The organism is Geminicoccus flavidas (genome assembly GCF_009806515.1).
Lineage (GTDB): Bacteria > Pseudomonadota > Alphaproteobacteria > Geminicoccales > Geminicoccaceae > Geminicoccus > Geminicoccus flavidus.
Genome location: NZ_WUJP01000219.1, coordinates 1 through 14,021 on the forward strand (window position 1 = coordinate 1; position 14,021 = coordinate 14,021).

Genomic DNA, 14,021 nt, shown 5'->3' on the forward strand with positions numbered 1-14,021 from the left:
CATTCACAAACTGGATATCGGCGGCTTCAGGCATTTTCAGTAGGCGGCGGAGCTTCGTGTTGGATATGCCAATCAATTGGCGGGTGAAAGAAAAGCTATGCCCGCGCTGGGCGTGTTTCCGGGCGAGTTCGATTTCCTTGCACATGGCTTTCCTCAGTGCTGCCCCGGCGAACCGGGGCGGGGTTGTTAGAAGGTCGGCACGGCCGCCATGGCGCAGCACAGCACGACCAGAGCGGTGAGCAGCGCGCCGCCGAGCATCCACCAGCCTGCCTCGACCCACTTGCGCGGTCGGCGCTTCGGGTGCCTGGGCGTGTACTCGCACAGCGACGGGCGCAGAATGGCGGCCTGCACGTTCATGGCGTCGCGGTCGATCGCCGGGTTCTTGCCCAGGTAGACGCCGCCACGGTGGTCCAGGACCTCGCGCTCGCGCGGCTTCCATTGCGAGCCGATCGCCACCTTCGGGGCGAGGTTCTTGCGTTCGGCGGCGGGCAGTTCGAGGCGGCCGGCGAGGGCGGTGTTCAGGTTGACGAACGGGTGCATGGTTGTCTCCGTGCTTATTGGTTGTTGCGGGCTGGCTTACCAGCCGATGAAGTAGCCGAGGACGGCCAGAAGAACGATCAGGTACGGCGCGTTGGCGCGCAGGTTGAACAGCAAGTCTTTGAGCATGTCAGTTTTCCGGAAGTCGGGCGCGGCCGGCGCGCGGGTCATACCATGCGTGGTCGGGGCGGCCTTCGCAGGGCAGCCAGCGGCGCCACACCTTCTGCTTGACCCGGTAGAACCACTGGCCGTCGGCGCGCTGCGCCGCCTGCTTGGCCCCGGCCGTGCCGACCGCGAAGATCGCGGCCGTGGCGCGGCCCGGCTGGGAGGTCGGGTTAAGCATCCGCTGGGCACGGCTATTCAGCGTGCGCAGTTGCTGGATGGCTTTGAGCTGGTAGCGTTGGACGGGAGGCATATCGATCACTCGTTTAATCAAATTTGATGCAATGGAGTGAACTATACGCCTTTCCCGTGACTTTGCGTGAATTCCAGAGAACTTTTTTGTAACAGCGACAGATCAGAACGGCGGCTCATCATCATCGAGCAGGACACGGCGCGGCGCCACGCCGGCCGGCTGCGGCGGCGGTTCATCGTCGACGAACGACAGCGGCAGGCTGATAACCTTGGACGTCGTGCCGCCGATGCGCTCCGACTTGTTGTCGTGCCGCGTGGCGCCGGGCACGCGCAGCAGCACGCCGCGCAGATCGGCCTCGTACTTGGTGCCGTGCACGAGGGCCTTGGGCTTCTCCGAGCGGTTCGAGATCAGCAGGCGGCCGTCCTTCACGCGCAGCCCGTAGCGCTGGAGCACCGCATCGGCCTCCGCCGACGTGAGATTTCCCGCGCCTTCCACAGACTTGTTCACAGCCACGCGCACCAGTTCCCAGACCGACAGGGTGTCGCCGCCCTTGAGCCTGACGTGCGCCTCGAGCAGCGCCGCCAGGGCATGCGAGGCCTCATCCTCGTCGGCGCCCTCCAGGTGCTCGGACCAGTCGTACTCGTCGATCATGTTGGCCGCCTGCTCGGGCGTGACCAGCTCGCGGCTGGTGAGCGACCACGCGCCGGCCAGCATGGTGCCGTACTGGTCGCCGTCGCGCTGGCTGCCGAACTTGAGCGCGGCCGCCTTGGTGAAGGTGTCGATGTTCTTGAGCGTGATAGGCAGCAGGGCCAGGGCCCGACGGAACAGGCGCGCCGGCAGGGTCTCGTCGCGGCCGATCGCGTAGAGGGCGGCGTCGATCTTCTCCCAGGTCTCGGCGAAGTTGGTGTCCTCGCGCTTGGCCTTCATCGACAGCTTGGTCATGCGCTCGACGTCGGCCTGCTGCTTGATCGCCACCTGGATGGACGCCAGGCAGAACATCGAGCGGATGTGGAAGGAGATCGCGTCGCCGCCGGCCGAGCCCTTGAGGGTGCGAGCGTGGGATTCGGAGGACGCCTGGCGGATCAGCGCCAGGATGTTCTGCACGCGCAGCGCGTCCTTTTCCTCATTCGATTCGCTCTCATCGAACAGCACCGGCAGGGCGTCGGACTTCAGGGTCTGGCGGATGCCGGCCTCTGTCGAGTTGCCCTGCGCGTAGATTTCGATGCCGTTCATCAGCGGGTGCACGTAGCGCTCCAGCACGGTCGATTTGCCGGATCCGGCGCCGCCGGTGATCCAGATGTGCGGACGCCAGCGCAGTGCCCCGCACAGCGGCGCCAGCGCCACCCAGCCGGCCAGCAGCGCGGAGCTGCCCGCCTTCGACCAGCGGAACATCTTGGCCACCTCCAGCAGGTGCTGGCCTTCGCTGTCGGTGAGCTCGTCGGCGGCCGGCTCGGGCAGCGGGAAGCTGAGCTCGTAGACGTAGCGCGACTTGATGTGTGTGATGCTGGTGGTGACGCCGTCGACCGACAGGTAGCTGCCGTGGTGGAACACGACGCGGCCGGCGTCCGGCCAAGCGCCACGCCCGCGCAGGCGGGACGGGTCGTAGATGCCGGCGCGGTTGCAGCCGCGCATGAGCCAGTCCATGGCAATGTCGCGGTCGACGCCGCCGCCCTTCTTGGGGAACTCCATCTCCCACCAGTTCAGCGGCGCCAGGGCGATCAGGCCCGACACGGTGAAGTCGCCCTTGGTGTAGACCAGGACCTGTTTCTTCTCGTGCTGGAAGAAGTAGTAGCGCTCGTGGTCGTAGCCGAGCATGACGAAGTGCCCGCCGGTGTCGTAGGCCTGCACGGCCGGGCCGCGATCCTCTGGGGGGGCTGCGGGTGCCGGTGCGGGCGCCGAATCCTGGCTGGCCTCGGCCGGCGGCTCGTAGGCGTCGTCGGCTTCCCAGGGAGGGGTGTCGTCGGAGCTGGGCTCGTCGTTGAGGACGGCGTCGATGATCGCCTTGACGGCTGGCAAGCCCTCCAGCTCGTGCAGGTCGTTGAAGTCGGTCGGCTCGCCGCCGATGTCCACGAATTCCGGGATCGCCACGCGGCCGTTCACTTCCTTGGCCGCCGCGCGCGCGTAGTGCACGCCGGGGTTCTCGACGGGCCGGGTGGTCCAGCGGTCGTTGTCGGCGCAGAACACCAGGGTGAAGTCGGAGAACTTCTTGCGGAAGATGCGGGCGACCGGCGCGATGTTGCTGGTGTCGAAGCACACCACCACGGCGTGGCCGGTGGCCTCGTGCAGGCTGGCGCCGGTGGCGAAGCCCTCGCAGAACAGGACGGTGTTCGCGACCGGCTTGCCGATGGTGTAGAACACGCCGATCTTGCGGCCGCCGTACAGGTAGGTCTTGTCGCGCAGCACGCCGCCGATCTCGACCTGCTCGGGGAAGATCGCCTGCAGGGACCAGACATTCTTGTCGAGGTCGCGCAATTGCAGGACCAGCGCGTTCTCGGTGACGGTGTAGAACTCGCCGTCGGCGTTGACCGACTTCCACGGGGCGATGCGCGCGCCATGGGCCTGGATGCCCTTGCGCTCCAGATATGGGTGCTCGACGGCAGGCGTCGCCGCTTCCCAAATCTTGACGGCGCGCGCGGCAGCCTTCGCCTCCTTCTCGCGGTCGGCCGCATCTTTGGCCTCGCGGGCCTCGCGCATCTTCTTGCGCATGGCGATGCGTTCCTCGGGCGTCATTTGCACGACACCCTTGGCGGTCCAGCGGATCTTGGTGAGGTAGCCCAGGCGCTTGTTGTCGCCGAACATGCCGGCCGGGTGGCCGTCGATGACCAGCTTGTACCAGGCGTTGCGGGAGCCCTTCTTGTCGCCGGCGACGTGCACGCGGTGAAAGAGACCGTCGGCGATGATGTCGCTGGGCTGGACGTGAATGCCGTTCGACGCCATGGCGTCAACGAACTGGGCGATTACTTCTGTCTCATGCAGCATACCGGCTCCGGTTGGAGACGGCACGGGTGTTGTTCAGCATATTGCTTCCCTCCTGCCGGGGTAGTCCGCGTGTAAAAAAGGTGGGCAGGCGGCCGCAGGAACCGCTTTTCGGCGACGGGAGCTAACCGCCGCCTGAGCCCATAACCGTGTGTAACTCGGAAAATGAAAGACGAGGACGCGAGTTGTTACGTAATATCGTGACTAGGCGTGAATGATAGCGTCGAAATCAGAGTTTCGGCGCAGTCGGTTTCATCATTTTTGTAAACCAGCCGTGGATGAGGCCACGCACGTCACTGGCTGTGCGCACGACGCCAGCGATACCGCCGTCGCCATCTACCAGCTCGATCCAGTCGCGCTGGTCCTTGCTGACCACGCCGCCGACGAGGCGCTTGGCCTCGGCGCTTAGCGCGACCGCGACAGTCTTGCCGACCATCTCCGGCGTGATGACCACCGGCAGCCAGCCGAACAGGTCGCCGGGCCCTGACACCGCCGTGTTGTCCACGTAGCCGAAGCCTACGGTGATGTGCTGCGGGTAGGGGATAATCACCGACCCGTCGGGCTGGCGCTGGCCTTTGCCCGCCCAGGCCTTGCCCGAGTTCAGGCGGAAAGCCTTGCCGCCCTGCTTACCAATTTCCAGCCAGCATTCCCGCTGCTGCGGGTTCTCACGTGCGCCCATTCGGGACCACCTTGTATTCGTCGATCATGTCCCAGAGCAGCGTCTGCGCTGGCCAGGGACCGAACTCGCCGAGGTCTGGAAAGCGGACCTTGACGAGCGTGCCGGGCGGCAGCGGGTTGATCCGGCTGCCGTTCCAGCGCAGCCACTCGCCGTCGTTGGCGGAGATCAGATCGTTCACGCTGCCGTTGTTCATCATGTCCCCCTGGAAAGTTGGTCGATGGCCTCGCGGGCCTTCGCCTCAGCAAGTAGCGAGCCGTAGGAGACGTTGTCCTCAGCCGAATCCGCGTGGTAGCCGGGCGCGGAAAACAGCCGGACCTGCTTGAGCACTTGCAGGAACAGCCACGCCTCGGCCTCGCTGATGGCGCGCTCGCCAGTGCGTCCGGTGATGGCGTTGAAGGCTGCCGCGATGCGGCCGGCGCTGCGCTCGCCGCCGGGTTGATCGTAGGCCTTGGCACGCTCGCGCTGGTGCTGCGCGGCGCGCCCAAGGATGGCGGTGGCAGACGGCAGGGTGCCGTCCGCCTCATGGGAGGCGGGATTGCTCATAATTGATCAAAAAGGAATATCGTCGTCCATGTCGCTACGCTGGGCCGGGGCCTGGCGCTGCGCCGGTGCCGCCTGGCGCTGGCCGCCGCCATTGCCGCCGTTGCTGTCCTTGGGCGCGAAGCACGACACCATGATGCTGTCGCTGCCTTCCTTGAACGGCACGCCGGCCGGATTGAACGAGCGCTTCATGACGATGAACGGGCCGTCGTCGCCCTGGAACACGGCGCCGATGTTCTCGTAGCGGTTCTTGGTCTCGCCATCCTTCTGGTAGGTGCCGGTCTTTACTGCGAGGTCGTACTTCTTGGTCATGGCCATAATGCCTTCCCTTGGTGTGATGATGCCCGGTCGGGGCGGTTAGAAATCGATGGTTGCCTGCGCGAGCGCGGGCGTGGTGTCGCCGGTGACGGCGCGCCAGACGGCCAGATGGTCGTCCAGCCGGGTGCGCAGCTCCCGCAATTGCTTGGGCTTCATGGCCTTCACCTCGAAGGTGGCCACGCCGAACACGTCGGCGATGTTCTGCCCGGTCTGGTCGCGCCAGGCGCGCAGGTCGGTGAGCAGGCCGTCGACCAGGGCTTCCTTTTCCTTGCGGGCCTGGAGCACGTGGTTGGCGCGGCCGCGCGAGTAGCCGAGGTTGCGGCGCAGTTCCTCGACGGTCTGCGCCTTGCCCTGCTCGCGGTAGGCCTCTTTCTTCTGCTGGGCGACGATCTCCGGATCCAGCTCGCCTAGGCGGCCCTCGACGACCTTGGGCATGCGCTGGGCGGCCTGCTGCTCCAGGGGGATCGGCTCGCCGCAGGTCGGGCACTTGTCGTCGGGCTTGCCCTGCTCCTTCAGCTCCAGCACGTCGAAGATGGTCTTGCACTTCTTGCACTGCGTCATGCCGGGATAGGCGAGCGGCTCGGCTTCCTTCTTGCTGCCGCGCGGCTTCTTCTTGCGACCCACCAGACACTGGCTCCAGTCGCGCGCCACGCTGGGGAAGCCGTGCTTGACCTTGAACTCGCCGTCGACCCAGCGGCCGACGTTGCCGGCGTGATCCAGCAGGAATGCCTCGACCTTGCCCTCATCGGGTCGCATGACGCGGCCGGCCTGCTGGAGGAACACGATCTCGGAATGGGTCGGTCGCAGCATGATGCACGTGACCAGGCCCGGGCAGTCGAAGCCCTCGGACACCAGGTCCACCGTGCAGATGCCGTCGATCTCGCCGCGATCGAGCTCGTCCACGATCTGCGTGCGCTCGGCCTCGGACACCATGTCCTTGTCGCCGACCAGCAGCTTGAATCGGTAGCCGGCCGCGTTGAAGGCGTCGCGCACGTGGATGGCGTGTTTGACGTTCACGCAGAACGCCACGGCGCGCGTGCCCGGGCAGACCTCGGTGTATTCCTTCACGGCGTTGCCGATCAGGTGCGGCTTGTCCACGCGGTGCGCGAGTTCCTTGGCGTCAAGGTCGCCCTCGGCGTTGAGCTTCACGCCCTCGATGTCGGGCAGCTCGGTGCTGCCGAACACGCGCGGCTTGATCAGCGCGCCGCGCTCGATCAGCTCGGGCACGCTCGGGCCCTCGACCACGACATCGGCGATGCCGCCATGGCCCTTGCCCATGCCTCGGAAGTCCGGCCGGCCGGGTGACGCCGTGACCAGCAGGGTCTTGGGCTCGCCCATGGCCGACCAGACGGCGCCCCACTTGTTGTCGGCCTGGACGTGGTGGCCTTCGTCGAAGATCAGCAGGTCGGCCCGGATCACCCCTGACGCCAGCATGGCGCGGCCGCGTTTCGAATTCAGCGAATCGACGCTGGCGACCTGCACCATGGCGCGCGGCTTGGGGCTGGCCCAGGGGGCGATCAGCCCGTGGTCGATGCCCAGCTTGGACAGCGACTTGGACGCCTGCTTCAGCAGTTCCTTGCGGTGCACGATGATCATCACGCGCCGGCCCTTCAGGGCGGCAGCGTCACCGATGTAGCAGAAAGTGTACGTTTTCCCGCCACCGGTCGGGAGCACGAACAGGACCACGCCGTGGTCGCGGAAGGCGATGCGGATCTCGCCGACCGCCTTCTGCTGGTAGTCACGCAGGACGATGTTGGACACGTGCTTACACCCGGCGCGTGCGGGCGGCCTGGTGGGTTGCGCCGTTGGCCTCGGCCTCGGCGACGATGGTCTGCATCTTGGTGACCAGCTCGACCGTCTTGGGCGAGTTCGCGCGCCAGCGGTCCGGCGTGGCGCGCGCAATGCCAGCTTCCTTGCACAGCGAGTTCCAGGTCATGCCCACGGCCTTCGCGCGCGCCTCGAGGTCGGCCAGCGTTTGCTTGAACACTGCGTCGAAGCGCTGGTCGTCGGCCGGGTCGGTCCGGTCATTGGGAAGTGCTTTAGGGTCGTGGCTATTCATGAGTGCCTGATGGCTTGATTGAATGGATGAGCCTGCATTTTGACCGAAAAAGAGTAAACGTGCAAATCCGGTGTAGTGCTTACTTGTGAATTTTTGTGCGGTTACAATAAAGATCGTGAATAACCGTGCACACCGATTGATGTTTACTCAAAAAATAGGCACAATTCATCCATCTTGACCCACCCACCAGAGGAAAACGATGGAAATTGAGCCACATGGCTTGGTCGAATGCACGAACGAGGAATATCACTCGGGCCCAGGCATATCGAAGTCGCACCTGGACTGGATCGCGCCCGAACTCGACCGCACGCCGCGCCACTACTGGCACCAGTACCTGAACCCGGAGCGCGAGCCGGAGGAAAACACGCCGGCGCTGATCTTCGGTGACGCCGTGCACACGGCCATCCTGGAGCCTGATCGCTTCCACGAGCACGTCATCAAGGGCCTGGACCACGACCGCCGCTCGACGGCCAACAAGTTCGCCTGGGCGCAGTTCGAGGAAGAACACGCCGGCAAGATCATCCTGAAGGTCGACGACTACGCGAAAGTGTTGCGTATCCGCGACGTGGTGCACGCGCACCCGGTGGTCGGCCCCATGCTGCGCAACGGTAAGGCCGAGCAGTCCTTCTACACGGTGGACAAGGAAACCGGGCTGCTCATCAAGTGTCGCACCGACTTCCTGTCGGACGGCGGCGAATACATCCTCGACGTGAAGACGGCCGAGAGCGCCAGCCCGCGCAAGTTCGCCAAGTCGGTGGCTGAGCATCGCTACGACGTGCAGGTCGGCCATTACGAGCCGATCTTCGAGGACCTCTACGGCGAGCGTCCGAAGCACTGGTTCTTCCTGGCCATCGAGAAAGACGAGCCGTTCGCGATGGGCCTGCATCTGTTCCGCGACATCGACCGGGCGCCGGGCCGTGCGCGTGCGCGCCGCGACCTGCTGCTGATCGCGCAGTGCCGCAACGAGGGCCACTGGCCGGACCACGCTTTCGACGCAACCCCGCTTGACCTCCCCTACTGGTACAACCGCAACGACGGCTATTGAGCCGACCAAAGACCATGAAAATCCAACACGTCAAAATCTCCAATATCCTCGGCATCAAGGATCTCGAATTCGACCCGGCCACCGGGTTCAACGAAATCGTCGGCAAGAATGGCGAGGGCAAAACCTCGGTCATCGAGTCCATCAAGGAAGCGATCAAGGGCGGCCATGACGCCACGCTGCTGCGCAAGGGCGAGGAAAAGGGCGAGATCGTCCTGGTGCTCGACGACGAGCAGACCAGCATCCGCCGGCGCGTCTCGGCCTCGGGCTCGACCACGGACCTGCTGCGCGACGGCAAGAAGCAGCCCAAGGCCGTGGAGTCGATCAAGGCGCTGTCCGACATGCTGTCGGTCAACCCGGTGGACTTCCTGCGCGCCAAGCCCGCCGAGCGCGTGAAGGCGCTGCTGGAGAGCCTGCCGCTGGAGGTGGACCCGGCGCGTCTGGCTGAGGTGTCCGGCGTGGCGGTGGGAGACCTGCCCAGGGGCATGCACGCCATGCTGGCGATCGATGCCGTGCACAAGACCGTCTACGACATGCGCACCGGCGCGAACCGGGCCATCAAGGAGAAGGAAGGCTCGATCGCGCAGTTCAGCCAGACCGTGCCGGACGCGCCGGGCGGCGTCGACGGCGACGAGGATTCGCTGACCAGCCAGCTCGATACGGCGCGCGCTGCCCGCGATGCCGAGCTGGAGCGGATCCGTACCAAGATCGACGGCATCCGCAAAACGACGGCCGACAAGAAGCAGGCCCTGCGGGACGCCGCCCAGGCCGAAATCGACAAGATCAAGGAGAAGCTGGCGTCGGACCTGGCGGCCGAGGACGCCGAGCTCGCGCGCGTCGAGGGCCTCGCGCAGACGCAGACCGACAAGACCAAGGACAAGTTCCAGATGACTGCCGGGCCGCTCGCGCAAGCGCTGTCGGCCATCCGCACCAACCGCGACGTCGCCGCCAAGCGCCAGCAGGCGCTCGACTTCATCGCCACCATGAAGGACGAGCTGTCCGAGCTGATCGAGGAAGCCGAGGGCCATACCGAGGCCCTGGCGCGCATCAACGCCTACAAGTCCGAGCTGCTGGCCGACCTGCCGATCCCGGGCCTGGAGGTGCGTGACGGCGAGATTTTCCGCGACGGCATCCCGCTGGACCGCATCAACACGGCCGGCCAGGTCAAGATCGCCGTCGAGATCGCCAAGCTGCGCGCCGGCGACCTGAAGGTGTGCGTCGTGGACGGCATCGAGCTGCTCGACAGCGAGGCCTACGAGGAATTCCGCGAGCAGATCGAGGCCAGCGGCCTGCAGCTCTTTGTTGCCAAGGTCGGTGACACGGAACTCACGATCAATCCCTAGAATTCCCTGCCGTTACCTATTCTTCCCGCCATTCCAGTACAATGGCGGTTCTCACCCAACCTATACTTCATTCACCAAATCATTCCGGAGAACTCATGGATAACCTGCCCGCCACCATCGACCACGGCGCCCCGGTCGCGCACAGCCCCTTCGCTCGCCTTGCTGCCCATGATGGCCGCAACGTCGGCGCGGTGGCGATCGAATCCGACCGCGCGATCGCCGAGGCGCAAGGCCAGCTCACCCTGGCGAAGAAGTTCCCGCGCAGCATGACGGCGGCGATCGCCGAGTTCACCGACACCTGCAACAGCCCGGAATTCGCTGCGACTGCGTTCTACAGCGTGCCCAACCGTGGCAGCGGCCCCAGCATCCGCTTCGCCGAGGAAGCCGCTCGCTGCTACGGCAATTTCCAGTACGGACACCGCGAACTCAGCCGCGTCCCGGCCGGCCCCGGCCCCCATGAATACGGGCGCAGCGAGGTCGAGGTGTTCGCCTGGGACATGCAGAACAACAACTACAGCAAGCGCCAGGTCACGGTCGTCCACGTCCGCGATACCAGCCACGGCCCGAAGAAGCTCACCGACCAGACCGACATCGACAACCGGATCGCCAACGTCGCCAGCAAGCAGATGCGCGGCCGCATCCTGGCGCTGCTGCCCAAGCACATGGTCGCCATCGGCCAGGACGTCTGCAAGCGCACCATTGCCGGCGGCGGCGAGACCCCGCTGCGCGAACGCCTGATCAAGATGGCGGCGGCCTTTGCCAAGTACGGCGTGAACGACAAGCACCTGGTCGCCTACCTCGGGCACCCGGTGGACGACACCACCGTCGACGAGCTCGGCGACCTGATGGGCATCTACAACGCCCTGCGCGAGGGCGCGAAGGCCAGCGACTACTTCAAGCTCGACGGTGAAGCCGAGGTCGTCGACGACAGCGAGACGGCTGCCGCCAAGGCTGTGGTCAACAAGCAACAGGCCGCGAAATCGGCAGACAAGCCGGTAACGGCCAAGAAGGCCGAAAAGCCTGTACATACAGCGGGAAATGCCGCCGCCGCGCAACAAGCAGCGCAAACCGACAGCAAGCCCGCGCAAAAAGTGAGCAAGCCGGAGGAAGAAGAACCCAAAGAAGCAGCCGTAGAGCAGGCGGCGAGCGTCCCGGAAACGAGCCAGTCCCCGGCCGCGACTCCTGAAGAAAAGGATGTGTTCTGATGACCGCCGACGACACCACCACCCGCGTGCGTGAGCTTTCCACGCAGGAAGTCGTGGAGCGCTACAACGGGCGGATCTCCAAGCGGACCCTCGACAACTGGCGTAGCCAGGGCAAGGGACCGAAGTACGTGCGTCGCGGTGGCAAGATTTTCTATCCGATCGACCTGCTGGAAGAATGGGACCGCAACAGCGTCTTCCAGTCCACGTCGAACTACAAGGCCGCCTGATCAACAGCGGGGCCGGCCGGCCCCGTTCTTCGAGGAACAACTATGGAATGGAGCGCGCAGCAAGATCGCGCCCTTCAAGCCGTGCGCGCATGGCTGAAGGACCAGAAAGGGAAGCAAGTATTCAAGCTGTTCGGCTACGCCGGCACGGGTAAGACCACGTTGGCGATCGAGCTGGCGGCAGGGGTGAAGGGCACCGTTCTGTTCGGCGCCTATACCGGCAAGGCCTGCCTGGTGATGCGCCGCAAGGGATGCGTCGGCGCCTCGACCATCCACAGCATGATCTACAAGTTCGACGAGCACGTGAACGGCCAGCCAGCCTTCGTGCTCAACGAGGACAGCAACGTCCGCAACGCCAAGCTGGTGATCATCGACGAGTGCTCGATGGTCGACGAAGAACTGGCGCGCGACCTGCTGTCGTTCGGCACGCGCATCTTGGTGCTGGGCGACCCCGCGCAGCTCCCGCCGGTGAAGGGCTCGGGCTTCTTCACCCAGGGCGAGCCCGACGTGATGCTGACCGACATCCACCGCCAGGCCGCCGACAACCCCATCATTCGCCTGTCGATCGACGTGCGCGAGGGACGGGGCCTGCGCCTGGGCGAGTACGGCGAGAGCCGCGTCTGCACGCGCCGCGACATCGACGCCGAGCAGGTGCTGGCGGCCGATCAGGTGCTGGTGGGCCTCAATCGCACGCGGCGCGGCTTCAACGGCCGGATCCGCGAGCTGAAGGGTTTCACGAGCCACCTGCCGCAGCGCAACGACCGGCTGATCTGCCTGAAGAACAAGCGCGACAAGCAATTGCTCAACGGCGGCATGTGGACGGTCAAGCGGGCCGGCCAGCCGGACGAGCGCGGCATCATGGAGATGGCCGTCCTGTCGGACGACGACCCCATGCTCGACAGCCCGATCGACGTGAACGTCTACCAGAACTTCTTCGTCGGCACCGAGGAAGCGCTGCACTGGCGCGACCGCATGTACACCGAAGAATTCGACTTCGGCTACGCGATCACCACGCACAAGAGCCAGGGCAGCCAGTGGGACGACGTCATGGTTTTCGACGAGAGCGCGGCGTTTCGCGAGAACGCGCGCCGCTGGATTTACACCGCAATCACCCGCGCCGCAGAGCGCGTGACCACAATCATCTGAGGGAAGACATGGAACACCTGCCTGAATTCAAAGAACACGACACCACCATCATCGGCTGGTGGAACGACCCCAATGACCTCGGCGTGGCCGCGTTCCGCGACCGCGTGCTCGAGGTGCTGAACCGGCGCGACTTCGGCATGGGACGCGATCCCTATTACACGAAGCACTACAAAATCCTGGCCAAGTACCACCACTACGGCCGCCAGGGCGCGCTGGAGGTGAAGACCGAGGCCAGCGGCCGCTCGTGCAAGATCGAGTTCTTCCAGAACCTCGTCGTCGAGAACCGCAACGGCGGCTACTACGACTTCGGCAAGCGCCAGAAGATGCCCTACCTGGTGGGCAAGCAGTACGAGGCCGCGCGCCGCGCGATCGCCGCGCTGATCGAGAGCCTGGGCGGCACGCTGAAGCTGGACGTGAAGCTCAAGGGCTACGCCCTCCTGAAGGCCGAGCGCGACGAGCTGGACGCCTTCCACCGTGGCCGCATGTATGACCGCGCGCCCGAGCTCTATAACGCCACGTCCGGCGCGAAGAAGCGCTTGCGCGACGGCGACATCGTCTTCTTCCGGCACTTCGACGGCCGCTGGCAGCGCGGCCAGACCTGGCACCACATCAACAACATGTGGTGGGTGCTGCTGCCGTGCGGCACCGTGCGCAACATCGCCGCCTTCGAACTGTTCCACCGCGAGGACATTGGCGAGCTGCGCGGGCGCTGGTTCAGCCAGCAGCGCGTCGCCAAGCGCCTGGGGGATCTGAAGGAGCGGGCCGTTCGCGCCGAGCGCTTCGAGCAGGCCGCCGTGCTGCGCGATGTGCTCGCCCGTGTGGCCCCCCTGAAGGTGGCCGCATGAAGTGGTCGGAAACCAGCATTGGCCGCGCGCTGGCCCTGCAGTTCTTCAACCGCAAGTACCTGTGCGTCGTGCCCAACTGCAACTGGACCGGCCACGAGTGCGACCTGCTCGCCGTGACCGAGAACCTCCGGCTCATCGACGTCGAGATCAAGATCAGCCGGGCCGACCTGAAGGCCGACGCCAAGAAGGAGAAGTGGTGGCGCCGTGACTTCATCGGCTACTGGCCGACCGTGACAGAGATGCGCCATAGCTGGCTGTCGAACGACCTCACCTTGTTCAGCAGGGAGCGGCGCAGTCGCTACAAGAGCACGCCGAAGGACTGGCCCGACAAGGTCTGGAAGCACTACTACGCGCTGCCCAAGGAAATCTGGACGCCGGAGCTGCTGGACGCCCTGCCGAACCAGAACAGCGGCATCCTGCTGCTCGACAAGCACGGCTACCTGCGTCGGGCCGGCGAATTCATGACGGTGACCTGCCTGCGGCGCGCCACGCCCAACCGGGACGCCAAGCCGATCAGCCCGGCCGCCGCCGTGGACATCGCCCGTCTGGCCAGCCTGCGCATGTGGGACGCCTACCACCGCCTGGATGCCCTTCAACAACCGCCGGCACAGGAGGCCGCATGAAGACCCATATCACCGCGCCTGCCGGCGAGATCGGCTGGAACTACTCGATTCCCCCAGACCGTGGAGCCAAGGTCCTCCTGCTGACCGTGGGCCACATCGCCGTGCTGGGCCGCTGGGAGGGCCGCGTCG

Annotated in this window: 16 protein-coding genes; 7 read left to right on the plus strand and 9 right to left on the minus strand. The window is 65.4% G+C overall.

Annotated features, from left to right (window positions below; genetic code table 11):
* Window positions 1–186 precede the first annotated feature (186 nt).
* From EQG76_RS06165 to EQG76_RS06205, 9 genes are all read right to left on the minus strand, one after another.
* The gene (locus EQG76_RS06165) at window positions 187–540 is read right to left on the minus strand and encodes a hypothetical protein (RefSeq protein ID WP_159711567.1); all 354 of its coding nucleotides are present in this window, start codon (window positions 538–540) and stop codon (window positions 187–189) included.
* A gap of 127 nt (window positions 541–667) precedes the next feature.
* Window positions 668–961, minus strand: coding sequence for a hypothetical protein (locus tag EQG76_RS06170; protein ID WP_159711569.1), 294 nt, complete (start codon window positions 959–961; stop codon window positions 668–670).
* 93 nt (window positions 962–1,054) lie between these two features.
* Entirely contained in the window at window positions 1,055–3,871 is a 2,817-nt protein-coding gene (locus EQG76_RS06175) for a toprim domain-containing protein (RefSeq protein WP_159711571.1), read from the minus strand.
* A gap of 226 nt (window positions 3,872–4,097) precedes the next feature.
* Window positions 4,098–4,547 carry a hypothetical protein gene (locus EQG76_RS06180; protein WP_159711573.1) on the minus strand — a complete coding sequence of 150 codons (450 nt, stop codon included), beginning with the start codon at window positions 4,545–4,547 and terminating at the stop codon, window positions 4,098–4,100.
* Window positions 4,534–4,743: a hypothetical protein gene (locus EQG76_RS06185; RefSeq protein WP_159711575.1), complete on the minus strand. Its 210-nt coding sequence runs from the start codon at window positions 4,741–4,743 to the stop codon at window positions 4,534–4,536. Before EQG76_RS06185 ends, EQG76_RS06180 begins: the two co-directional genes overlap by 14 nt.
* On the minus strand, window positions 4,740–5,090 hold the full coding sequence (locus EQG76_RS06190) for a hypothetical protein (RefSeq protein WP_200840596.1): 351 nt from the start codon (window positions 5,088–5,090) through the stop codon (window positions 4,740–4,742). The genes EQG76_RS06185 and EQG76_RS06190 overlap by 4 nt, the downstream gene beginning before the upstream one ends.
* Before the next feature lie 6 nt (window positions 5,091–5,096).
* Complete coding sequence (locus tag EQG76_RS06195; RefSeq protein ID WP_159711577.1) at window positions 5,097–5,405, minus strand: hypothetical protein; 309 nt, start codon at window positions 5,403–5,405, stop codon at window positions 5,097–5,099.
* Window positions 5,406–5,444: 39 nt separating this feature from the next.
* Window positions 5,445–7,166, minus strand: a complete 1,722-nt coding sequence (locus tag EQG76_RS06200; RefSeq protein ID WP_159711579.1) for a DEAD/DEAH box helicase — start codon at window positions 7,164–7,166, stop codon at window positions 5,445–5,447.
* A 4-nt stretch (window positions 7,167–7,170) separates the two neighbouring features.
* The gene (locus EQG76_RS06205) at window positions 7,171–7,464 is read right to left on the minus strand and encodes a helix-turn-helix domain-containing protein (RefSeq protein WP_159711581.1); all 294 of its coding nucleotides are present in this window, start codon (window positions 7,462–7,464) and stop codon (window positions 7,171–7,173) included.
* 199 nt (window positions 7,465–7,663) lie between these two features.
* Between EQG76_RS06205 and EQG76_RS06210 the strand changes: the two genes are divergently transcribed.
* The 7 genes from EQG76_RS06210 (at window position 7,664) to EQG76_RS06240 (ending at window position 13,892) form a co-directional block, all read left to right on the plus strand.
* Window positions 7,664–8,509, plus strand: coding sequence for a PD-(D/E)XK nuclease-like domain-containing protein (locus EQG76_RS06210; RefSeq protein ID WP_159711583.1), 846 nt, complete (start codon window positions 7,664–7,666; stop codon window positions 8,507–8,509).
* A 14-nt stretch (window positions 8,510–8,523) separates the two neighbouring features.
* A complete protein-coding gene (locus EQG76_RS06215) occupies window positions 8,524–9,849 on the plus strand; it encodes an AAA family ATPase (RefSeq protein WP_159711585.1) in 1,326 nt (441 codons plus the stop codon).
* A gap of 95 nt (window positions 9,850–9,944) precedes the next feature.
* Window positions 9,945–11,054, plus strand: a complete 1,110-nt coding sequence (locus tag EQG76_RS06220) for a hypothetical protein (RefSeq protein WP_159711587.1) — start codon at window positions 9,945–9,947, stop codon at window positions 11,052–11,054.
* Window positions 11,054–11,281: a helix-turn-helix transcriptional regulator gene (locus tag EQG76_RS06225; protein ID WP_159711589.1), complete on the plus strand. Its 228-nt coding sequence runs from the start codon at window positions 11,054–11,056 to the stop codon at window positions 11,279–11,281. The genes EQG76_RS06220 and EQG76_RS06225 overlap by 1 nt, the downstream gene beginning before the upstream one ends.
* 42 nt (window positions 11,282–11,323) lie before the next feature.
* Window positions 11,324–12,424, plus strand: coding sequence for an ATP-dependent DNA helicase (locus tag EQG76_RS06230; protein WP_159711591.1), 1,101 nt, complete (start codon window positions 11,324–11,326; stop codon window positions 12,422–12,424).
* 8 nt (window positions 12,425–12,432) lie between these two features.
* Entirely contained in the window at window positions 12,433–13,269 is an 837-nt protein-coding gene (locus EQG76_RS06235; RefSeq protein WP_159711593.1) for a UvrB/UvrC motif-containing protein, read from the plus strand.
* Window positions 13,266–13,892: a hypothetical protein gene (locus EQG76_RS06240; RefSeq protein WP_159711595.1), complete on the plus strand. Its 627-nt coding sequence runs from the start codon at window positions 13,266–13,268 to the stop codon at window positions 13,890–13,892. The genes EQG76_RS06235 and EQG76_RS06240 overlap by 4 nt, the downstream gene beginning before the upstream one ends.
* Window positions 13,893–14,021 lie beyond the last annotated feature (129 nt).